The 20,699-nt window shown below is 73.1% G+C and carries 20 protein-coding genes, 1 other RNA gene and 1 pseudogene; 11 read left to right on the plus strand and 11 right to left on the minus strand.

The features are described 5' to 3' along the window. Window positions 1-158: 158 nt before the first annotated feature. A complete protein-coding gene (locus tag AC0VY3_RS08800) occupies window positions 159-1,538 on the minus strand; it encodes a hypothetical protein (RefSeq protein ID WP_475549352.1) in 1,380 nt (459 codons plus the stop codon). A gap of 211 nt (window positions 1,539-1,749) precedes the next feature. Here AC0VY3_RS08800 and AC0VY3_RS08805 point away from each other — a divergent pair, with 211 nt between their 5' ends. From AC0VY3_RS08805 to AC0VY3_RS08825, 5 genes and pseudogenes are all read left to right on the plus strand, one after another. Next, the gene (locus AC0VY3_RS08805) at window positions 1,750-2,787 is read left to right on the plus strand and encodes an ABC transporter substrate-binding protein (protein ID WP_475549353.1); all 1,038 of its coding nucleotides are present in this window, start codon (window positions 1,750-1,752) and stop codon (window positions 2,785-2,787) included. A gap of 112 nt (window positions 2,788-2,899) precedes the next feature. Beyond that, window positions 2,900-3,736, plus strand: coding sequence for a Nif3-like dinuclear metal center hexameric protein (locus tag AC0VY3_RS08810; RefSeq protein ID WP_475549354.1), 837 nt, complete (start codon window positions 2,900-2,902; stop codon window positions 3,734-3,736). After that, window positions 3,733-4,476, plus strand: a complete 744-nt coding sequence (locus AC0VY3_RS08815; RefSeq protein WP_181010690.1) for a zinc ribbon domain-containing protein — start codon at window positions 3,733-3,735, stop codon at window positions 4,474-4,476. The genes AC0VY3_RS08810 and AC0VY3_RS08815 overlap by 4 nt, the downstream gene beginning before the upstream one ends. Then, window positions 4,476-5,849 carry a bifunctional RNase H/acid phosphatase gene (locus AC0VY3_RS08820; protein ID WP_475549355.1) on the plus strand — a complete coding sequence of 458 codons (1,374 nt, stop codon included), beginning with the start codon at window positions 4,476-4,478 and terminating at the stop codon, window positions 5,847-5,849. Before AC0VY3_RS08815 ends, AC0VY3_RS08820 begins: the two co-directional genes overlap by 1 nt. A gap of 64 nt (window positions 5,850-5,913) precedes the next feature. Continuing rightward, a pseudogene (locus AC0VY3_RS08825) lies at window positions 5,914-6,183 on the plus strand (sulfite exporter TauE/SafE family protein); the annotation flags it as partial. A 16-nt stretch (window positions 6,184-6,199) separates the two neighbouring features. Here the strand turns inward: AC0VY3_RS08825 and eda are convergent. Continuing rightward, entirely contained in the window at window positions 6,200-6,874 is a 675-nt protein-coding gene (gene eda, locus AC0VY3_RS08830; protein WP_475549356.1) for a bifunctional 4-hydroxy-2-oxoglutarate aldolase/2-dehydro-3-deoxy-phosphogluconate aldolase, read from the minus strand. Between the two features lie 122 nt (window positions 6,875-6,996). Further along, entirely contained in the window at window positions 6,997-7,797 is an 801-nt protein-coding gene (gene yaaA / locus AC0VY3_RS08835; protein ID WP_103509099.1) for a peroxide stress protein YaaA, read from the minus strand. Window positions 7,798-7,961: 164 nt separating this feature from the next. Between yaaA and AC0VY3_RS08840 the strand changes: the two genes are divergently transcribed. Beyond that, window positions 7,962-9,410: an RNB domain-containing ribonuclease gene (locus AC0VY3_RS08840; RefSeq protein ID WP_475549357.1), complete on the plus strand. Its 1,449-nt coding sequence runs from the start codon at window positions 7,962-7,964 to the stop codon at window positions 9,408-9,410. Here the strand turns inward: AC0VY3_RS08840 and AC0VY3_RS08845 are convergent. Both AC0VY3_RS08845 and AC0VY3_RS08850 read right to left on the minus strand, forming a co-directional pair. Then, window positions 9,361-10,290 (minus strand): hypothetical protein, encoded by a 930-nt coding sequence (locus AC0VY3_RS08845; protein WP_475549358.1) that lies wholly within the window; start codon window positions 10,288-10,290, stop codon window positions 9,361-9,363. The genes AC0VY3_RS08840 and AC0VY3_RS08845 overlap by 50 nt on opposite strands. Next, a complete protein-coding gene (locus AC0VY3_RS08850; RefSeq protein WP_242736329.1) occupies window positions 10,290-11,048 on the minus strand; it encodes a MerR family transcriptional regulator in 759 nt (252 codons plus the stop codon). The genes AC0VY3_RS08845 and AC0VY3_RS08850 overlap by 1 nt, the downstream gene beginning before the upstream one ends. Before the next feature lie 179 nt (window positions 11,049-11,227). On the opposite strand from AC0VY3_RS08850, the gene AC0VY3_RS08855 reads away from it, so the two are divergent. Together AC0VY3_RS08855 and rnpB are read left to right on the plus strand one after the other, a co-directional pair. Continuing rightward, window positions 11,228-11,797: a Uma2 family endonuclease gene (locus AC0VY3_RS08855; RefSeq protein WP_103509102.1), complete on the plus strand. Its 570-nt coding sequence runs from the start codon at window positions 11,228-11,230 to the stop codon at window positions 11,795-11,797. A gap of 52 nt (window positions 11,798-11,849) precedes the next feature. Continuing rightward, window positions 11,850-12,257, plus strand: an RNA gene (gene rnpB / locus AC0VY3_RS08860) — RNase P RNA component class A. A gap of 101 nt (window positions 12,258-12,358) precedes the next feature. On the opposite strand, the gene bglS is transcribed toward rnpB, so the two are convergent. From bglS to AC0VY3_RS08875, 3 genes are all read right to left on the minus strand, one after another. Then, window positions 12,359-13,138, minus strand: coding sequence for a beta-glucanase (gene bglS / locus AC0VY3_RS08865; protein WP_475549359.1), 780 nt, complete (start codon window positions 13,136-13,138; stop codon window positions 12,359-12,361). A 239-nt stretch (window positions 13,139-13,377) separates the two neighbouring features. Continuing rightward, window positions 13,378-14,391, minus strand: a complete 1,014-nt coding sequence (locus AC0VY3_RS08870) for a LacI family DNA-binding transcriptional regulator (protein ID WP_475549360.1) — start codon at window positions 14,389-14,391, stop codon at window positions 13,378-13,380. A gap of 66 nt (window positions 14,392-14,457) precedes the next feature. Next, window positions 14,458-14,847, minus strand: coding sequence for a hypothetical protein (locus AC0VY3_RS08875; RefSeq protein WP_103509105.1), 390 nt, complete (start codon window positions 14,845-14,847; stop codon window positions 14,458-14,460). A gap of 150 nt (window positions 14,848-14,997) precedes the next feature. Between AC0VY3_RS08875 and AC0VY3_RS08880 the strand changes: the two genes are divergently transcribed. Further along, complete coding sequence (locus AC0VY3_RS08880) at window positions 14,998-15,492, plus strand: GNAT family N-acetyltransferase (protein WP_242736333.1); 495 nt, start codon at window positions 14,998-15,000, stop codon at window positions 15,490-15,492. 17 nt (window positions 15,493-15,509) lie between these two features. Here AC0VY3_RS08880 and AC0VY3_RS08885 read toward each other — a convergent pair whose 3' ends face one another. The 3 genes from AC0VY3_RS08885 to AC0VY3_RS08895 all read right to left on the minus strand — a co-directional run bounded on the left by AC0VY3_RS08885 (window position 15,510) and on the right by AC0VY3_RS08895 (window position 18,768). Further along, a complete protein-coding gene (locus AC0VY3_RS08885; protein ID WP_219821338.1) occupies window positions 15,510-16,376 on the minus strand; it encodes a glycosyltransferase family 2 protein in 867 nt (288 codons plus the stop codon). Between the two features lie 123 nt (window positions 16,377-16,499). Next, complete coding sequence (locus AC0VY3_RS08890) at window positions 16,500-17,177, minus strand: GNAT family N-acetyltransferase (protein WP_103509107.1); 678 nt, start codon at window positions 17,175-17,177, stop codon at window positions 16,500-16,502. Between the two features lie 106 nt (window positions 17,178-17,283). Beyond that, window positions 17,284-18,768: an MFS transporter gene (locus AC0VY3_RS08895; protein ID WP_475549361.1), complete on the minus strand. Its 1,485-nt coding sequence runs from the start codon at window positions 18,766-18,768 to the stop codon at window positions 17,284-17,286. A gap of 130 nt (window positions 18,769-18,898) precedes the next feature. Here AC0VY3_RS08895 and AC0VY3_RS08900 point away from each other — a divergent pair, with 130 nt between their 5' ends. Together AC0VY3_RS08900 and AC0VY3_RS08905 are read left to right on the plus strand one after the other, a co-directional pair. Beyond that, the gene (locus AC0VY3_RS08900) at window positions 18,899-19,525 is read left to right on the plus strand and encodes a TetR/AcrR family transcriptional regulator (protein ID WP_181010864.1); all 627 of its coding nucleotides are present in this window, start codon (window positions 18,899-18,901) and stop codon (window positions 19,523-19,525) included. A gap of 114 nt (window positions 19,526-19,639) precedes the next feature. Next, a complete protein-coding gene (locus tag AC0VY3_RS08905) occupies window positions 19,640-20,683 on the plus strand; it encodes a hypothetical protein (protein ID WP_103509109.1) in 1,044 nt (347 codons plus the stop codon). Window positions 20,684-20,699 lie beyond the last annotated feature (16 nt).

Below are 20,699 nucleotides of genomic sequence, written 5' to 3' on the forward strand. Positions count from 1 at the left end.
TGGGTGGTGTCGGTCCGTGCTTCGGACATGTGGGAAGTCACCCCGTTGTGATCGCTTACTTCTGTCGCACCTACGTGTGTCGCAAGCCCCGCCACCGCCATCCGACGCGGTCACCTCGGTACCCGCCCGGTACGGCCGCGTAGCCCAGAGCCACGAGTCTAGCCAGATCGAGCCGCTCGGTGCAGAGGCGCCTGCCCCAACGGAACCGGCTTGCACACAGCAGGAGCGGCGACAGCGGCGGACGGTTCCGTCCCGCCCGCACCGTCACTCGGACAGCCGGTCACGGAAGAGGGCTCCACGTCCTCCGGGGCCGCCAGCAGCGCCACGCCGCAGGGCGTCGCCGCGTTCGCGTACGGGAGGTGCAACACCCCGTCCCGGCTCCAGTAACCGGCCCCCGGCGCCCAGCCCAGCGGGGCCGCGAACTGGTGCAGCCGGCGGCCCGCCGGACGCCAGACCCCCACCCAGCTGCCCGCCGCCCCGTCGATCCGCAGCGCCACCGCACAGCTCTCCGGCATCAGCATCTGGCCCGGCTGCACCGCGAACGGGGTCACCGCCGCGTCCGCGAGGCGCAGGCACTCCGGGAACCTGACCGGCAGACAGCTCCCCAGCACCCCCCAGCCGAGCAGGTCGTGGCCCGGCGCGTCGGAGCGGAGCAGCAGCAGCCCGCTGTCGGCGTCCGCGAGCAGCAGCCGGTCATCGCTCTCCGGCGCGATCTGGAGCAGCGGCGTCACCTCGCCCTGCCTGCCCAGATCGACGGCGACCGCCTTCACCGGTCCGCCGCCCGGTGCCCGCCGGTCCAGCGCCAGCATCCGGCCCGCCCGGTCCAGCCACACCCCGCCCGAGCAGTGCCCGGGAATCCGCGCGACCTCCTCGGGCCCGAACGCCCCGCCCGCCACCAGCCAGAGCGACGACTCGTGCTCGCCGGCCGACAGGGCGTACACGCACCGGCCGTCCGGCGACGGCGGCAGCAGGGTCATCCGCGCGCACGCGACCGCACCCAGCAGGAGTTCGCCGGTCCCCGGCCCGGTCGGGTAGAGCAGCGAGAACATCTGCCGGTCCGCCACCTGCCGCTGGATCAGCACCCGCCCGTCGGCGAGCGGCGCCACCCGGGCGTCCGGCTCCTCGGGCTGATCCAGGGGGAGGGGCACCGCGTACGGCTCGGGCCCGTCCAGCGTCCAGCGCTCCGGATACCAGGCGCGCTCGCCCGGCGGGCCGGGGGCCGCGGTCAGCCTGGCGGCATAGGCCCCGTCCGCGGTGAGCGTGAAGCCGCCGGGAAAGGGTGCGCCGTCGGCGGGCGGCCGCGGGCCGGCCTCCGTGGACGACGCTTCCGCTTCTTCGCTGCCCCGGACCTCCCCGGCTCCCTCGTCCTCCTCGTCCGCGATGGATTCGGGCAGCGGGCCGGAGCCGTCCGCCCCGGCGGGCACTCCGGGTTCTCCGGGCCTTCCGGGCTCTTTGGGCTCTTCCGGTTCGGGTTCCGCTTCCGGGTCCGCCGTCGCGGCGGCCCCGGCGGATCCACCCTCGATGGCACAGGCAGTCATGGACTCGTCACCTCCGGCTACGAAAGCTAGTTTTCGCACTTCCAGCCGAACAACACGAGCCACCGCACTTCACACATAAGGGTGGCGATGCCTGGATTCTCCTGAGGTGGCAGGGGTGAGTGTGCTGTCGGAGATGGCCGTGTCTATGGTTAGGCAGCCCTAATCAAGCATCCGTGCCCCCATGCACGTACGCGGACAACTGGAGTAAGTGATGTCCCTTCGACCCCGCGGTACCGCCGCAGTCGCCCTGGCTGTGGCGGCCGCTCTCTCCCTGTCGGCCTGCGGGGGCGGCGGCGACGCGGACGCGGCGAAGTCCGACGCGGGCGGCGACAAGAAGGCCGCCGTCGCCACGGGCGGCAAGGACTTCGCGGACGCGGCGAAGAAGACGGCGGCGTACGGCACCGACGCCGCGGCCGGCGAGTTCCCGCGTACGGTCACCCACGCCATGGGCAGGACCGAGATCAAGGCGGCTCCGAAGCGCGTGGTCGTGCTGGACGTCGGCGAGTTCGACAACGTGGTGTCGCTGGGCGTGAAGCCGGTCGGCTACGCCCCCAGCGAGGGCGACGCGGCCATCCCCTCGTACCTGAAGAAGGACGCGGGCGAGCCCAAGAGCGTCGGCACGATCAACAGCCTCAACCTCGAAGCCATCGCGGGCCTCCAGCCGGACCTGATCCTCGGCAGCCAGCTGCGTGCCGCGGACAAGTACGACGAGCTGTCCAAGATCGCGCCCACCGTGTTCTCCATCCGCCCCGGCTTCACCTGGAAGGAGAACTACCTCCTCAACGCCCAGGCGCTGGACCGCACGAAGCAGGCCGAGGCGAATCTCGACGCGTACGAGGCGAAGGCCGTCAAGCTCGGCGAGGACATCGGCCCCGACAAGCCGACCGTCTCGATGGTCCGCTACATGCCCGACCGCCTCCGGCTCTACGCCAAGGCCTCGTTCATCGGCACGATCCTTCAGGATGTGGGCCTGCCGCGTCCGAAGAACCAGCAGATCGACGACCTCGCCGTCGAGATCAGCCCGGAGAAGATCGACGAGGCGGACGCCGACTGGATCTTCACCGGCGTCTACGGCGACCCGAAGGCCACCCAGCGCGACACCGCCCGGTCCAACCCGCTGTGGAAGAACCTGAAGGCCGTCAAGGAGGGCCGGGCCAAGGACGTCTCCGACGAGACCTGGTACCTGGGCCTCGGCGTCACCTCGGCCGACCTGGTCCTCGACGACCTCCGCGCGGACCTGGTGAAGTGACCGCCCCGGCCCGGACCCGGTGAAGTAACGATTCGTGTCCGGCCGCCGGTCCTGGCGTACAGGTCCGGCGGCCAGGGGCGGCGGGCCTGCCCGGACAGGTAGCCTTTCCCCCGTGCCCCGTCTGTCTGAAGTCATCGCCGCCCTCGACGCCCTCTGGCCCCCCGAGCGGGCCGAGGGATGGGACGCGGTCGGGACGGTCTGCGGCGATCCGGACGCGGAGATCGACCGGGTACTGTTCGCCGTCGACCCGGTCCGCGAGATCGCCGACGAGGCCCTGGAGCTCGGCGCCCAGCTGATCGTCACCCACCACCCGCTCTATCTGCGCGGGACGACGACGGTGGCCGCCGACACCTTCAAGGGCCGGGTCGTCCACACCCTCATCAAGCACGACATCGCACTCCACGTCGCGCACACCAACGCCGACACCGCCGACCCCGGTGTCTCCGACGCCCTGGCCGGCGCCCTCGGCCTGCGCGTCACCGGGCCCCTCGTACCGGACCCCGCCGACGCCCACGGGCGGCGCGGACTCGGCCGGATCTGCGAGCTGGACCACCCCGAGACCCTCGCCGACTTCGCCGCCCGCGCCGCCGCCCGGCTCCCCGCCACCGCGCAGGGCGTCCGGCTGGCCGGCGACCCGGAGGCGCTCGTGCGTACCGTCGCCGTCAGCGGCGGCTCCGGCGACAGCCTCTTCGACGCCGTGCGCGCCGCCGGTGTCGACGCCTTCCTCACCGCCGATCTGCGTCACCACCCGGCGTCCGAAGCCGTGCAGCACTCGCCGCTCGGCCTCGTCGACGCGGCGCACTGGGCCACCGAATGGCCCTGGTGCGAGCAGGCCGCCGCCCAGCTCGACGCGCTTTCCGACCGCCACGGATGGGACCTGCGGGTCCATGTCTCGAAGCAGGTCACCGACCCCTGGACCACCCACCATTCCTCTGGAGCCCCCAACTGAACGCCGCGCCCGCCGACCAGATCCGACTTCTCGACGTCCAGGCCCTCGACCTCCGTCTCGCCCAGCTCTCGCACAAGCGCACCTCGCTGCCGGAGCACGCCGAGATCGAGCAGCTCAGCAGCGACCTCGCCCAGCTGCGTGACCTGCTGGTCGCCTCCACCACCGAGGAGAGCGACACCACCCGCGAGCAGACCAAGGCCGAGCAGGACGTCGACCAGGTGCGCCAGCGTGCCGTCCGCGACCAGCAGCGCCTGGACTCCGGCGCGGTCTCCTCGCCCAAGGACCTGGAGAGCCTCCAGCGCGAGATCACCTCGCTCGCCAAGCGCCAGGGCGACCTGGAGGACGTCGTCCTGGAGATCATGGAGCGCCGCGAGGCCGCCCAGGAGCGGGTCACCGAGCTGACCGAGCGGGTTTCCGCCGTCCAGGCCAAGGTCGACGACGCCACCGCCCGCCGGGACGCCGCCACCGCCGAGCTGGACGCCGAGGCCGCCACGGTGACCAAGGACCGCCAGGTCGTCGCCGAGGTCATCCCCGCCGACCTGCTGAAGCTGTACGACAAGCTCCGCGCCCAGCAGGGCGGCGTCGGTGCGGCCCGGCTCTACCAGCGCCGCTGCGAGGGCTGCCGGCTCGAACTGAACATGGCCGAGGTCAACGACGTGAAGGCCGCGTCCCCCGAGACGGTCCTGCGCTGCGAGAACTGCCACCGGATCCTGGTCCGTACCTCGGAGTCGGGCCTGTAATGAGCGCCGCCCGCCAGGTGGTGGTCGAGGCCGACGGCGGCTCCCGGGGCAATCCGGGGCCCGCCGGTTACGGCGCGGTCGTCATCGACCCCGCCACCGGGGAACCCCTCGCCGAGGTCGCCGAGTACATCGGCGTCGCGACGAACAACGTCGCCGAGTACCGGGGCCTGATCGCCGGTCTGACGGCCGCGAAGGCGCTGTTCCCGGACGCGGGTGACGCGCTGCGGGTCCACGTCAGGATGGACTCCAAGCTGGTCGTCGAGCAGATGTCGGGGCGCTGGAAGATCAAGCACCCCGACATGAAGCCGCTGGCCGCCCGCGCCGCCGCGATCCTGCCGCCGTCCTCCGTGACGTACGAGTGGATCCCGCGCGCCCGGAACAAGCACGCGGACCGGCTCGCCAACGAGGCGATGGACGCGGGCCGCGACGGCAGGCAGTGGGAGGCATCCGCTTCCACGGCCGCCCTGGACGCCCCGGCCCGCGGCACCGTGAACACCCCGCCGCCGCCCGCGCCTACGACCGGCTCGCCCGGCGACCAGGCCGCGGGTGCGGCCAAGGCCCGCGCGGCGCTGGCGGCCGCCAGCGCCGCGGCGGCCGACACGCTCTTCTCCGTGCCGGAGGCGGCAGCCGTTCCGGAGGGAGCCGTTCCGGATCCGGTCGCGCCGGAGGCAGCCGCTTCGGGGACGGCCGGAAGCAGTCCCGAGGCCGCCGGAGCCCCGGGGTCCGGCTGGGGTTCGGCCCCCGACCTGGGCGCCCCCGCCACGCTCGTCCTGCTCCGGCACGGTGAGACCGCGCTCACGCCCGAGAAGCGGTTCTCCGGCAGCGGCGGCACCGACCCCGAGCTCTCCGCCACCGGTCGCGGCCAGGCCGAACGGGCCGCCGAGCACTTCGCCGCCCTGGGCGTCGTCCAGGACATCGTCAGCTCCCCGCTGCGCCGCTGCCGCGAGACCGCCGCGGCCGTCGCCGCCCGGCTCGGCCTCGACGTCCGGATCGACGAGGGCCTGCGCGAGACGGACTTCGGCGCCTGGGAGGGGCTGACCTTCGGAGAGGTACGGGAGCGGTACGGCGACGACCTCACCGCCTGGCTCGCCTCCCCGGACACCGCCCCGACCGGCGGCGGCGAGAGCTTCGCGGAGGTCACCGAGCGGGTCGCGGCCGCCCGGGACCGGCTCGTCGCCCGGTACGCGGGCCGCACGGTCCTGCTCGTCACCCATGTGACCCCGATCAAGACCCTCGTCCGGCTCGCCCTGGGAGCCCCACCGGAGTCGCTGTTCAGGATGGAGCTGTCGGCGGCCTCGATCTCCACGGTCGCCCACTACGGCGACGGCAACGCCTCCGTACGCCTGCTCAACGACACCTCGCACCTGCGCTAGGGCGCGCACGAGCTGGTCCACGGGGCTGCTCGGGTTCGCCGCCGGACTGCTGATCTCGGTGGCGACCGCCCCGGCCGCGCCGGCCGCCACGTTCGTGACCTCGGTCGTGGGCGCGGGCACCTACGCGCTGCTGTCCCTGTCCGTCACCGGCGACATCGCGCCCCACTGGTCCCTCGGCCTGGCCTGCGGGCTCGGCGGACTGTGCGCGGACTGTGCGGGGGCAACCTCGGCGCCCGCCTCCAGCCCCGCCTGCCGGAGACGGCGCTGCGGCTGCTGCTGGGGGGTGCCGGCGCTGGGCGTCGGCGGTCTCTACGCCGTACAGGTCCCGCGCTGAGCGGACCCTCGCCGATTCACGGGGCGAGCGCCGCCGCCTCGGCCGCCAGCCGGGCCACCCGGTCCCAGTCCTTCGCCGCCACCGCGTCGGCCGGGACCATCCAGCTGCCGCCCACACAGCCGACGTTGGGCAGCGCGAGATACGACGGGGCGGAGGCGAGCGAGATGCCGCCGGTCGGGCAGAACCGGGCCTGGGGCAGCGGTGCGGACAGGGCCTTCAGATAGGCGGTGCCGCCCGCCGCCTCGGCCGGGAAGAACTTCATCTCCCGCACCCCGCGCTCCAGCAGGGCCACCACCTCGGAGGTGGTCGAGACACCGGGCAGGAACGGCAGCCCGGACGCCTTCATCGCCTCCAGCAGCGCGTCCGTCCACCCCGGGCTGACCAGGAACCGCGCCCCGGCGTCGACCGTGTTCCGTACGTGCTCCGGCGAGATCACCGTGCCCGCGCCGACCACCGCGCCCGGGACCTCGGCGGCCATGGCCCGGATCGACTCCAGCGCGACGGGTGTCCGCAGCGTCACCTCGATCGCCGGCAGCCCGCCCGCCACCAGGGCCCGCGCCAGCGGCACCGCGTCGGCCACCTCGTGCAGGACGACGACGGGGACGACGGGCGCGAGATCCAGCACGGAGGCGTCGGGGGCGGTGGTAAGCGCTGTGGCGGAGGGCGTTGCGGACGGCACGGAGGAGGTCATGGGGCCATCCTGCCGCGAGCAAGGCAGTAGCTGCAACGACCGTTGCGCAGAATGCAACGCCGCCGTTCCGGGGTGATCAACCGCTCCGTTCCGGGACGTCAACCGCCGCCGTTCCGGGGCGGTCAGTGGATCTCCGTCACCACCACGTCCAGCGACCACGGCCGCCCGGCCCGCGCGGGGGACTCGGCCTCCACCACGTACCCGAGATCCCGCAGCACCTCCACCAGCTCCGCCGGACCCTGGGGCCGCGCACCGGCGATCAGCAGATCGCGCACCAGCCGACCCTTGGTCGCCTTGTTGAAGTGGCTCACCACGGACCGCTTCTCCACCCCGTCCACCAGCTGGGAGTGCAACACCCGCACGCTCGCCGTGCGCGACGCCACCTCGCCCTTCGGCTTCCAGGCCGACGCGTACGCGGAGGACCGCAGATCCAGGACGAGCCCGTCCCCGGCGGCCTCGGGCAGCACGGTCTCCATCGGGGTACGCCAGTACGCGCCGAGCGCGCCGAGGCCGGGCAGCTTCACGCCCATCGAGCAGCGGTACGGCGGAATCCGGTCGCCGATCCGGACCGCGCCCCACAGCCCCGAGAAGACCAGCAGCGACGAGGCCGCCCGCCGCCGCGCGGCCGCCTCCAGCGAGGCCAGGTCGAGGGCGTCGTACAGCACCCCGGTGTACAGCTCCCCGGCCGGACGGGTCCCGGCGGTACGCAGCTCGGTGTTCTTGCCGACCTCGCCGCGCAGCCCCACGCTCAGGCCGAGCACCTCACGGGCCTTCTCCTCGTCCGCCTGGCAGAGCTCGACCAGCTCGTCCAGCACCGCCGCACGGGCCTGGGCGAGCCCCGGCAGCGACAGCGACTCCGGCTTCAGGGAAGCCCCGCGCCCCGAGGCGGCCTTTCCTTCGGAGGGCGGCAACAGCACGAGCACGGCGGTTCTCCTTCGTACGTACGGCGCAAGCGCGGACCCGGGCGGCGTGCGGGCTCACCGGGTCCTCGGCAAGGGTACGGGGACGGGCCGGCGCTTCCCGTACGGCGAGCGGGAAGCACCGGGGCCCGGATGCCGCCCGCCCCCGCCCGGCCTACGCTCGGTCCATGCCCCGCCGCCACCTCCGTATGACCGGTGCAGCCGACTGCTCGCTCGGGGCCGCCCTGCGGGCGCTGCGCACCGAACTCGACCTGCCCGGCGCCTTCCCGCCCGAGGCGCTCGCGGAGGCGGCGGAAGCGGTGCGGAACCCGGACCTGGCGGCCCACGAGGACGCCACGGACCTGCCGTTCCTCACCATCGACCCGGCGACCTCGACGGACCTCGACCAGGCGATGTATCTGGAACGCCGCCGGGGCGGGTCCGGCTACCGGGTGCACTACGCCATCGCGGACGTCGCCGCGTTTCTCCGGCCGGGCGGCGCGCTCGACGCCGAGGCCCACCGCCGGGTCACCACCCTCTACTTCCCCGACGACCGGATCCCCCTCCACCCCACCGTCCTCTCCGAAGGCGCCGCCAGCCTCCTCCCCGGCGAGACCCGCCCGGCCGCACTGTGGCGGATCGACCTGGACGGCGACGGGCAGGCCGTCGCCACCGACGTACGCCGGGCCCTGGTCCGCAGCCGGGCGAAGCTCGACTACGCGGGCGTCCAGCGGCAGATCGACGCGGGCACCGCCGAGGAACCCCTCGCCCTGCTCCGGGACGTCGGACGGCTGCGCGAGGAACAGGAGCTGGCCCGGGGCGGTATCTCGCTCGACGTGCCCGAACAGGAGATCATCGAGCACGACGGCTCCTACGGCCTCGCCTACCGCGCCCCGCTCCCCGCCGAGGCCTGGAACGCGCAGATCTCACTGCTCACCGGCATGGCCGCCGCCCGCCTCATGGCCGACACGGGCAACGGCATCCTGCGCACCCTCCCGGTCGCCCCGGACGGAGCCGTGGCCCGGCTGCGGCGCTCCGCCCGCGCCCTGCGCATCGACTGGCCGCACCACGTCCCGTACGCCGAGGTCGTCCGCTCACTGGACCCGGAGAAGGGCAACCACGCGGCGTTCCTCCTGGAGTGCACCACCCTCCTGCGAGGCGCGGGCTACACCGCCTTCGACCACGGCGAACTCCCCGACCCCGCCGTGCACGCGGCGGTCGCCGACCTCTACACGCACTGCACCGCACCGCTGCGCCGCCTGGTCGACCGGTACGCGTCCGAGCTCTGCCTCGCCGCGACGGCGGGGAAGGAACCTCCCGCGTGGGTACGGGAGGCCCTGCCCGCCCTGCCGAAGGAGATGGCCGAGGGGACGCGCCGGGCCAACACCGTGGAGCGGTCCTGTGTGGACCTGATCGAGGCGGCGTTGCTGGAGGGGCAGGTAGGGCAGCTCTTCGACGCGTACGTCGTCGACGTCCAGGAGCGGAACCCCACCACCGGCACGGTCCACCTCCGGGACCCGGCGGTCGTCGGCCGGATCGAGGGCGGCCCGGCCCCGCTGCCGCTGGGGGAGCGGCTGCGGGTCCGGCTCACGCAGGCAGGTCCGGCGTCGAGGACGGTGCTGTTCGCCCCGGCGTGAGCGGGGGAGCGAGCGCGGGCGGGGGCGTGGCCCGGGGCGCGGGCGTGGGCGCGGTCTTCACGAGAGCCGCGACGGCTGCCCGGGGATCGTCCGCGTTGAACCGGAGCGTACGGGCGCTGCCGCGCCGGCCGAGCGGCCGCACGAACTCCACCGGCTCCGTCAGCTCCACGGTCACCGTCGTCTGGCTCCCCACCGCCAGATCGAGCGTCCCGTCCTCGTCGACCCGGACCGGCCCGCCGCCCGGGAAGCGCCGGTCCACCCGGGCGGCGGCGATGGCGGTGGCGGGTACCCGGAGGTCGAACAGGGCGCCGTAGCGCAGCCGCAGCGAACCGTCCGCCTCCACCACGTGCGGCCGGGTGACGCACGCCGCGTGGATCGCGAGGACCACGACGACGCCGTACACGTCCACCACGAGCAGGATCGCGTGGACCAGCGGCCAGGGGATCACCAGGGCCAGCACCACCGTCTCCAGGACGGAGACGAACGCGAAGGCGTACATCACCCCGGTCTGCGGCTCGGTGTACGGGACGGGCAGCGCCCCCTCCGGAATCCGGTGCCGACGACGTACCACCCACAGCCCGAGGCTGTGCAGGGCCCGGAACTCGTGCACCACGAGCCGCCGCAACGCCACCGGCACCAGCGTGCCCACCGCCGTCCGCAGGGCCTCCCGCCGCCCGGCCCCGTCCCGCCGCCGGGCCGCCGCGTACAGCCGCCACAGCACCGAGGCGTCCAGGACGAGCACAGCCACCACCAGGGCCTCGGCGCCCAGCAGGACCGGGGCGGGTATCCGTACCCCGGCCACCAGGCAGACGACCAGGACCAGTTCGGCGGGCAGCACCGACCACGCGACGACCCGGGCCGCCCGCAACCCCACCGCCATCACGGCGTTCTCCGGTGAACGCGCATCCGGACCCGCTCGGCCAGGGCCACCATCACCCGGCGCACCACCTCGCGCTGCGCGGGCGGGTAGTCGTCGAGCAGCACCCGTCCGAACCCGCTCGGCGAGGGCTCCCCGTCCGGGATCACCGCCAGCACCTCGTCCGGCACGGCCGCGACCAGCTCGGCCGCCAGGGGCGCGATGCGCGGGTCGTCCGCCCCGGCCCCGGCCAGCTCGTCCAGCCGCCCGTACAGTGCGAGGACACCCGGGTCCTCGGCCAGCGGCCGCAGCGCCGCGAACACCTCGGCCCCGGCCCCACCGCCCGCCGCGTCCAGCAGCGCCAGATGCTCGCGGTCCTTCGCGGCGGCCGGGGAGCCGGTGGCGGGCGCCTTCTCCAGGAGCGCTGCGAGGGCGGGGGAGAGCGGCCCGTCCGGGGTGAGCGGCGCCTCCAGGAGCACGGCCAGGACCTGCCGCCGCTCATGGATCTCCCGCTCCTGCCGCGCCAGATCGGCGTCCAGCTCCCCGAGCACCTCGGCCAGCTCCCGCCCCGCGTCGTCGGCGAGCACGTCCCGCACCTCGTCGAGGGAGAGCCCGATCTCCGTCAGCCGCCGGATCCGGGCCAGCAGCACGGCGTCGCGGACGGTGTACGCCCGATAGCCGTTGGCCTGCCGGGCGGGCTCGGGCAGGAGGCCGATGTGGTGGTAGTGCCGGACGGCCCGGGAGGTGACTCCCACGAGCGCGGCGATCTCTCCGATACGCATGCGGCCAGTAGAAACGTTGACGCTGCGACAAGGTCAAGCACCACGTTCCTTCCCGCGCTTTCGTCCACGCCGAGCGGTCCTGTGCCACGATCGGAGGAAGAACTCCCCTCTCACGGACGGCTGGTCCCCCGATGTCCCAGTCTGGCGAGCGACCGAGGAAGGAGCGTGACATGACTGCCATGGCGCACGAGTCGCTCACGCAGGCAGAAGTCCTTCTGGAGGGCTTCCTGGCCCTGGACACGCCGGAAGGCTTCCGGGCGGAACTGATCGAGGGGGAGATCGTCGTGACGCCGCCGCCGGACGGGGACCATGAGGACTACATCAGCCTGGTTCTGAAGCAGGTGCTGAGGAAGTCCCGCACCGACATGGACTTCTCCGGGAACAAGGGGCTGAAGCTCCGCAGCGGGGGCGGCTGCCCCAAGAACCACGCCATCCCGGATGGCACCTTCGCCCCCACCGAGCTCCGCCTCTTCCGCGGCGCCGACCCCTGGATGCCCTGCGAGGGCGTCGCCCTGGTGGTGGAGGTGACCTCCACCAAGCCGCAGGCCGATCGTGAGGCCAAGCGTCGCTGCTACGCCCGCGGCGGCATCCCGCTCTATCTGCTCATCGACCGCGACGACAGCTCGGTGACGCTGTTCAGCGATCCGGAGAACGACGACTACCGCCAGCTCCTCACGATCCCGTACGGCAAGCCGCTCCCGCTTCCCGAACCCTTCGCCTTCGATCTGGAGACCGGGAGCTTCGGCTGAGGACGCCTGCGGGGCCGCCCGAGCAGCCCGGTAGGATGGCGATCACGGCAGACGAGTCGTGCGGACGGCCGCGTGAGGATCCCCGGATCCTCCCGAGGAACGTCCGGGCTCCACAGAGCAGGGTGGTGGCTAACGGCCACCCGGGGTGACCCGCGGGACAGTGCCACAGAAAACAGACCGCCCGGGACTTCGGTCGCGGGTAAGGGTGAAACGGTGGTGTAAGAGACCACCAGCGCCTGAGGTGACTCAGGCGGCTAGGTAAACCCCACCCGGAGCAAGGTCAAGAGGGGCCGTGCCGGAAACGGGACGGCCCTGCGTGAACGTCCGAGGGCTGCTCGCCCGAGTTCACGGGTAGACCGCACGAGGCCGGCAGCAATGCCGGTCCTAGATGGATGGCCGTCTCCGCGGCCGCCGCGAGGCGACCGTGAGACAGAACCCGGCGTACAGCACGGCTCGTCTGCCGCAAGAGCCCCTGGAGCCCCTGACCGGCGTCGAGCCGGCCAGGGGCTCTTTCCTGGCTTCCTTGCTTCCCTGCTTACTTCCTTACGTCCTTCGCAGGCATCAGTACTTCGTGTACTTGATCCAGTCGTAGCGGGCGGTCAGCGGAGTGCCCGGATAGGTGAACGGGCCGAGCCAGTCGTCGACCCCGATCCCCGGCCACAGGTTGGTCATGATGCGCATCGGGCGGGTGGGGAGCGGGCCGCGGGAGCCGTTCTCCTGGTGGACGAGCCTGCCGTCCACGAACCAGTTGATCGTGCCCTGGTTCCACCACTCGATGGCGTAGTCGTGATAGCCGGCGGAGGCGTCGAACCCGAGGTCGATGACGGTCTCGTGGCCGCCGACTCCGTTGGTGAAGTAGTTGGTCTGCATCTGGGTGGTGTTCTTGCCGAGGATCTCGACGTCGATCTCGTCCCAGGGCTGACCGTCGCTCGGGCCGGTGTAGGTGAAGAACCCGGTCACGACGCCTTCGCGCTTGACCGCCTGGAGCCGGGCCTCGAAGCGGCCGTACGAGTACAGGTCGTTGGTGCGGTATTCGCCGGAGGCGTAGGGCTTGCCCGAGCAGCCGGAGGGGCAGGTCGCGAGGTCGAGGTTCTGGCCCATGACGCCGCCGTTGAACCAGGTGTGATCGGCGCGCCAGCCGACGTTGAACATGTCTCCGTTGGACCAGCCGTCGGCCTTGCTCCAGCGGCCGGTGTCGTGGAAGTCGAAGTTGTCGGTGAAGCTGCCGCCGACGGCGTACGCGGGACTGGTCAGCGGGGAGAGGATCAGCGCGAGGGCGGCGAGCGGTGCGAGCAGCCAGCGAGGTGTGCGGAACCGACGCGATGTCGTGGGGGAGTGCATCTCGGCCTCCTTGTGCCGTGAAACCCATGTGCGGGACAGGCTCGGCGTCCGCTGACGGCACGACTGTGCGGGGGGAGGACGCCTGTGGTACGGAGAAACTGGGAGCGCTTCCAGAACGTAGCAGCGCGTCATCTGGTGGACAAGCGATCGGAGAGGTTCCGTCATTCTGGAAGCGCTCCCGGTATCGATGCCGACAGCCCGCTACCGGCACCGGAAGGTAGAGGCGGGGCCGGAGCCCGTCAGGTACTGGAACGCTTGACCAGATGGGTGGGCAGGATCAGCGGGCCGGAGGTACGGCCCGCGATGAGCCCGACGAGCATCCGGGCCATCTCGCGCCCGAGCCCCCGGATGGGCTGGTGGATCGTCGTGAGCGCGGGCTCCGTGACCTGCGCGACGGCGAGGTCGTCGAACCCCACCACGGCCACGTCCGCGGGCACCGACCGGCCGGCTCCGCGCAACGCGCGCAGCGCGCCCGCCGCCATGTTGTCGTTGGCCGCGAACACCCCGTCCAGATCCGGATGCGCTTCCAGCAGCCGGGTCATGGCGGCGACTCCGGCTGCTTCGGAGAAGTCCCCCTCCTCGGGAGGGCGGGGCGTCAGACCGGCGAGCGTCATGGCTTCCCGGTAGCCGCGGTGCCGGGATCTGGCCACCTCGGTGTCCAGCGGCCCGCAGATCGTGACCACCCGGGTCCGTCCCCGCGCGAGCAGGTGATCGGTCGCCTCCCGCGCGCCGCCGACGTTGTCGATGTCCACGTACCAGCGCGGTTCGAAGTCCACCGGGCGCCCGCCGAAGACCACCGGCAGCGGGCTCTCCTTGACGATCCGGGCCAAGGGGTCGTCCTCGTGCGACGCCGTCAGCATCACCCCGTCGACGGCCCGGGAGCGTACGAGCCGTTCCACCCGCTCCCGGCCGCGCGGGGTGGCGGCGACGCACAGCATCAGGTGCAGGTCGGCCTCCTCCAGGGCGCCGGCCACACCGGCGACGAGCTGCCCGAAGAACGGGTCCGTCAGCACCTCGGGGTCGTCCCGCGAGATGACCAGCGCGGCCGCACCCGCCTGACGCGTGGCCAGGGCGCGCGCCTTCGGGTCGGGGACGTAGCCGAGTCTCCTGATCGCCCTTTCCACGGACTCACGCTTGGCCCGGCTGACATGGGGGGCGTGGTTGATCACCCGGGAAGCCACCGACCGCGACACTCCGGCCAGTGCGGCCACCTCGTCGAGCGTGGCGTGCCGACGCGGCAGCTCCTCAGCCATGGACACCGGCTTTCCCTCGCGACGGATGTGGAAGCCCTTTCATTGTGGCCCCGCGGCGAGCGCTGATCACAGCTCCTTGGGTGGCCCGGCGGGCCAGCGGTCCGTCAGTTCTTCCGCGTACACCTGCGAGAGCGGCTGCGGGCCCACGTACTGCTGGCAGTTGCACCGGCCGGCCTCGTAGCGCAGCGGCTTCCTGTTCTCGTCCCAGGCGGTCGCCACCTCGACCTGCTCATGGCACCGGCCCTGCTTGTCGTGCTTGGCGAGGTGGTGGGTGCAGCCGCACACCGGCTCCGGCGGCCTGTTCGCGGCCTCGATCGCGAGCTGCCCCTGTGTCGTCGCCTTCAGCAGTTCCAGCTTCCGCTTGTGACGCTTGCGCAGGGCCTTGCGGAAGGTGTCCTGGGTCCAGGCGAAGCCGCCGACCCAGAAAAAGATGAGAATCCACCAGAACCAGCTCATCGCGATTTTCCTCCCCCGGTGTCCCCACGTCCGCTCGCCGCACCGGTATTTCACCTGCGCGCCGACCCCTCGGCATGGTCTGCTGCCCGCGGCCATTGTTCCCCACGCACGGGCGGGGGCGTACCGGCCTTGAGACGAGGAGTGACGCGGGTGGCGGAGAGCAGGTACGTGGACGGGGCCGCGTCGGCGGGCGAGGTACGGATTCGCCGGGCGACGGGCGGGGACGCGGAAGCCGTGACGGAGGTGTTTCTGGCCTCCCGTGCCGCCGCCATGCCCTGGCTGCCCCGGATCCACAGTGACGAGGACACCCGCGCTTGGATCACCCATGTCGTGCTGCCCACCAGCACCGCGGTGTGGGTGGCCGAGGAGGCGGGTGGCGAGGTGCTGGGGTTCGCCGTGCTGGCCGGGGGCGACGAGCTCGACCACCTCTATCTGCGGCCCGACTCGTTGCGGCGCGGGATCGGGAGCCGGCTGCTGGCGGAAGTGCGCGGGGCGGTGGACGGGCCGATCGGCCTGTATGTGTTCCGGCGCAACGCCGCCGCCCGCGCCTTCTACGAGCGGCACGGGTTCACCGCCGTCGCGTTCGACGACGGCGGCCGTAACGAGGAGAACGAGCCCGATGTGCTCTACCGCTGGACGCCGTAGGCCCACCGGCCCGTGGGTCAGATGACCGGCGGGCGGCCCAGCCTCGTCATCTGCCACACCGTGGACCAGCGCATCGGGCGGCGCTCGCCGCACGGGGTGCGGACGCCCTCGGCGAAGCCGCCCGCCCAGGAGCGCAGGCCCTTCGGGTCGCGGGTGCGGGCCAGGGTGAGCAGGGTCCAGGTGCCGAGGTAGGCGGGGACCAGGGGGAGGGGCAGGTTGCGGCGGGCGAGCCAGACGCGGTTGCGGGCCGTCATCCGGTAGTAGACCGCGTGCCGGGCCGGGGACGTCTTCGGGTGCTGGAGCAGCAGCTCGGGCTCGTACAGCACCTTCCAGCCCGCGTCGAGCGCGCGCCAGGCGAGGTCGGTCTCCTCGTGGGTGAAGAAGAACTCCGCGGGCCACAGGCCGGTCTGCTCCAGCATCTTCATGGAGAACGCGTGGCCGCCGCCGAGGAAGGCGGTGACCTCGCCGCCGCGCATCGGGTCGCCCGCCCGCAGCCGCGGCACATGGCGGCGCTGCGTCTCGCCGAGCTCGTCCGCGATCCGGAAGCCGACGATGCCGAGCCGGTCGTCGGCCGCGAAGTGGTCCCGTACCCGCCGGAAGACGTCCTTGTCGACCAGCAGCCCGTCGTCGTCCAGCTCGATCACCACGTCCACGTCGCCGATCTCGGCGAGCCTGCGCAGCCCCTCGTTCCGGCCGCCCGGGCAGCCTAGGTTCTCCGGCAGCTCGATGGTGGTCACCCCGCCGTCGAGGTCCTCCAGGCCGGGGAACGCCGTGAAGTCCGGGAGCTTCGTGCCGTTGCCGATGATCACGAGCCGGGTGGGCCGGACGTCCTGCATGGCGACCGACGCCAGCAGCGCCTCGACCGCCTGCGGACGGTCCCCCATGGTCACGATGGATACGCCGATGCGGGGTGCGGACGGTGCGGACAAGGTCGGTACTCCTGGGCTCGGCTGCCGGTCGTCGGCTGCTGGTCGGCAGCGGTGCCCGCGATCGTAACGCCTCGCTGTTCAGTTCGCGGTCGCCGCCCGGCCATCCGCGGGCCCGTCGGTGTTCAGCATCGCGTACACGGTCATGTCCCGTCGCTCGTCGCCCACCTGCTGCCAGCCGCGCAGCAGTCCCTCCCGCCGGAAGCCGACGTCCTCGGCGATCCGGGCGGAGGCGGTGTTCCACGGTTCGACGAAGAGCTGGAGGCGCGGGACGCCGAGATCGCGCAGGGCCCAGCCCGCGACCGTACGCAGCGCCGCGCGGGCGACGCCCTGGCCCCGGGCGGGGGCGGTGAGCCAGTAGCCGAGGGAGGCGCGGCCCTCCGGCAGATCGCGCAGCCACAGCCCGATCGCGCCGACCGGACGCCGGTCCCGGGAGCGGACGATGGCGAACGGGTATCCGGTGCCGGTGGCCGCGCGCTCCCACTGTCTGCGGACGAACGCCTCGGCGGCCGCGTCCGAGTAGCGGGGCGGGATGGTGGTGATGAGCGGGATGTACGGGTCGAGCGAGGCCTCGCGGACCAGCGGGAGGTCGCTCATCTCCCAGGGGCGCAGCACGAAGTCGGGGCCCGCGGTCATGCTCGGGACGGTCAGCGGCTCGGGGCCGGGTGCGGGGTCGGGACCGGAGTCGGGACCGGGACCGGAGTCGGGGCCGGGGGCGGGATCGGGCTTGGCGCCGGGTCCGGGCTTGGGGGCAGCCATGTCCGTATCCTCCCGCTGTCGATCCCGTTCCGCCCCCGGGGCGGCCGGTTCCGTACGGTCTCCGCCGCTGTCGGTCCGGTTCGCCCCGGGGTACGTCCCGCTCGGCTCACTTCTGCGCTGCGGGACCCTTCCGCCCGCCCAGGAAGTGCGCGGCGAGCAGGGCTCCGGCCAGGACCAGGGCGGAGTTCACGAGGATGGCGGTGGAGACGCCGGACAGGACCGCTTCCGGCCCGGTCGCCGCTCCCGTGCGGGCGGTGACGACCGCGCTCATCACCGGGATGCCGAGGGCGATGCCGACCTGCTGCGTCATCGTCGCCAGTCCGGTGGCCCGCCCCTGTTCCTCGTCCGGCAGGCCCGAGGTGGCCGTGACCATGAAGCCGACGATCATCAGCATGTTGCCCACGCCGCCGACGAAGGTGGCGGCCAGCAGCAGCCAGATCCAGGCTCCGGAGGTGCCGAGGGCCACCAGGGCGAGGGTGGCCGCGGCCTGCACGGCGCCGCCCAGCACGATGGCGCGGCGGTTGCCGAAGCGGCCCACCGCCCGTCCGCCGAGCAGCCCGCCGACGACCGTGCCGATGCCCAGCACACCGAACGCGAGGCCGGTGGCCAGCGCGGAGTAGCCGAGGACCTCCTGGAGGTACAGGGTGAGCAGGAACACCAGCGAGGTCTCGGTGGCGAAGGCGATCAGCCCGGCGGTGTTGCCCCAGACGACGCTCCGCCGCCCGAGGATGTGCGTCGGGACGAGCGGGGCCGCGGCCCGCTGCTCGATGCGGACGAAGGCGGCGAGGAGTACGGCTCCGGCGGCCAGGGCCGTCAGTGTGGCGGGGTCGGTCCAGCCGGTCTCGCCGGCCCGGGTGAGCCCGAGGACGAGCAGCAGCAGCCCGCCGGTGACGGTGACCGCGCCGGGCACGTCCAGCCGGGGACGCCGCTCCGGCCGCGAGTCGGTGATCACGGACGGGGCCAGGACCAGGACCAGGGCCGCTACCGGTACGTTGATGAAGAAGGCCCACCGCCAGGAGAGCAGGTCCGTCAGAAGCCCGCCGAGGATCGCTCCGGCGGTGAACCCGGCCGACATCAGGGCCCCGTTCAGCCCGAGCGCGCGTTCGCGCAGCGGTCCCTCCTTGAACGCGGTGGTCAGCAGCGCGAGTCCGGCGGGGGTGACGGCCGCGGTGGCCAGGCCCTGGAGCACGCGCGCGGTGAGAAGGGCCTCGGGCGAGGTGGCGAGGCCGCCGAGCGCGGAGGAGAGGCCGAGGACGGCCATGCCGCCGATGAACAGGTTCTTGCGGCCCACGAGATCGGCGACGCGTCCGAAGAGCAGCGTGAATCCGGCCGCCGCGAGCGCGAAGGACGTGGCGATCCACTGGAGGTGGGCGAGCGAGAAGCCGAGCCCTTCCCCGACGACGGGCAGCGCCACGTTCAGGATCGAGAAGTCCACCGCGATCATGAACTGGGACCCGAGAAGCAGCGCCAGTACGAGCTTCTGACGGCTGGTCATGCGAGGGCCGGCGGGCTCCGGACCGGTCGTCGCCGGCCCGGTGGGCGCGGGAGTGGTGCCGGGGGCGGTACCGGGAGCGGTGCAAGGTGCGGGCATGGCGGGGCGCCTTCCTGTTCCTGTTTCCGGGCGTTCCTGAGCGGGGACGCGTTAATGGTTCCGTGGTTCCGTTAAGCTGGTGGCGTCACCGTAACAGGAGGGATGGCTTTAATGGAACTGGAGACCCGTTATGACGTCTGAAGGTCCCGCCGCCGACGGCGTGGAGCCCGGTACGGTGCGCCCCGGCGGCCGTACCGCCCGGGTCCGGGAAGCGGTGCTGCGGGCGGCCGGTGACGCGCTGGTCGAGCACGGCTTCGACGGGCTCGACCTGGCCGACGTCGCCCGGCGGGCCGAGGTCGGCAAGACGACCGTCTACCGGCGCTGGTCCGCCCCCGCCGGGCTGGTGGCCGATCTGCTCTCGGACATGGCGGAGCAGTCGCTGCCGCGCGCGGACACCGGATCGCTGGCCGAAGACCTCCGGGCCAACGCCCGCCTCGTGGTCCGTACGCTCACCGACCCCCGGCAGGGCGCCCTCTTCGCGGCCGTGATCGCCGCCGCCACCTGCGACCCGCGCACCGCCGAGGCCCTGCACCGCTTCTACGCGGTGCGGATCGGGGAGTGGTCGGGGTGTGTCGAGGAGGCCGTCGGTCGCGGTGAACTGCCGGTGGGCACGGACCCGGGCGAGGTGATCGCGGCGGTCTCGGCGCCGCTGTACTACCGGCTGCTGGCCAGTGGCGCCCCGCTGGACGAGGCGGCGGCCGACCGGGCCGCCGACGCGGCGGTCGCCGCCGCGCGGGCGGGGGTCTTCGTCCGCTGAGGGGCCCGGGGAAGCCTTGGTGGTGAGTGTGGGGCAGCCTTGGGTGGCGGGCCCGGGAAGCCCTGTTGGTGACCGGCTTCGCGGTGTCCGACGGCACGTCGATAAAGTGCTGGAATGATATTCGGTAGATCCGGGTTCGGAGGTGCGGTCGCGGACTTCGAGGCCGCCACCACCGCGCAGGACGCCAAGCGGTCCGGCAAGGCGTTCCTCCGGCTGCAGGAGACCTACGGCCAGGCCAAGGAGTCGGAGGTGCTGGACGGTGGGCCGCGGCTCGCCGCCGTACTGGACCGGGTGCCGCCCGGCCCCCGTGCCGTCGTCGCCGTCCTCGTGGGGGCCTGTGTCGAGCGCGGTGCGGACGCCGAGCGCTGCGCGCCGGGTGTCCTCGCCGGGCTGCGGTCGGCGCTGGAGCAGGCCGTGGCGTTCGCCGACGCGTGGGCCGCGACCGGCGGCGGAGCGTTTCCCGTACCGCGCGACGCCGAGCCGGGCAGGGACGTCGTCGAGCGTGCGGGCCTCGACGCGGCGCTCGGCTGGTGGACGCTCCGTCAGTGGGAGATGGCGGCCGTCGCCCTGCTGAACCACCGGGGGGTGCGCGCCCGTGTCGCGTCCCGGCATGAGCTGCTGCGTCTGCTCGCCACCGTGGCACAGGCGTCCGGCCAGGAGTTCAGGTCGCTCGCCCACGCCCTCCTGGTGCTGGACGACGAACCGCTCGTGGCCCTCCACCGGGCGAGCGGCACCGGGTACTTCCTGCGGATCTCCGGCATCGGCGACAACTTCCAGCTGCACACGCTGCTCGCCGACGCGCTGATAGGCGGCGGCCATGTCGAGGGCCACGCGCCGTCGTCGCAGGAAGCGGCCGTCTGCCGGGAGACCCCCGGGCAGGTGGAGACCGTGGGCTCCTTCGACCTGGCGGCCCCGGACGGCGGTCCGATCCGCAACGAGGGCGCTCCGGCCGACATCCCGGTCGTCGACGGCGTCCGGCTGCTGGTCCTGGACGAGCCGTCCGGCCGGCTGTCCTGGCCGGCGGGCCGCTTCTTCCCCGGGATGCGCGGAGACGCCGTCCTGGAGCGCGCCGTCGAACCGGAGGAGACGGAGCGCTGGTTCGCCCACGTCTCCCCGGCCGAGAGGCACGCCGGAGCCAAGGAGTCCGCCGGCCGCTGATCCGCGCCCCGGCCGC

Source organism: Streptomyces sp. iso_384 (assembly GCF_056172905.1).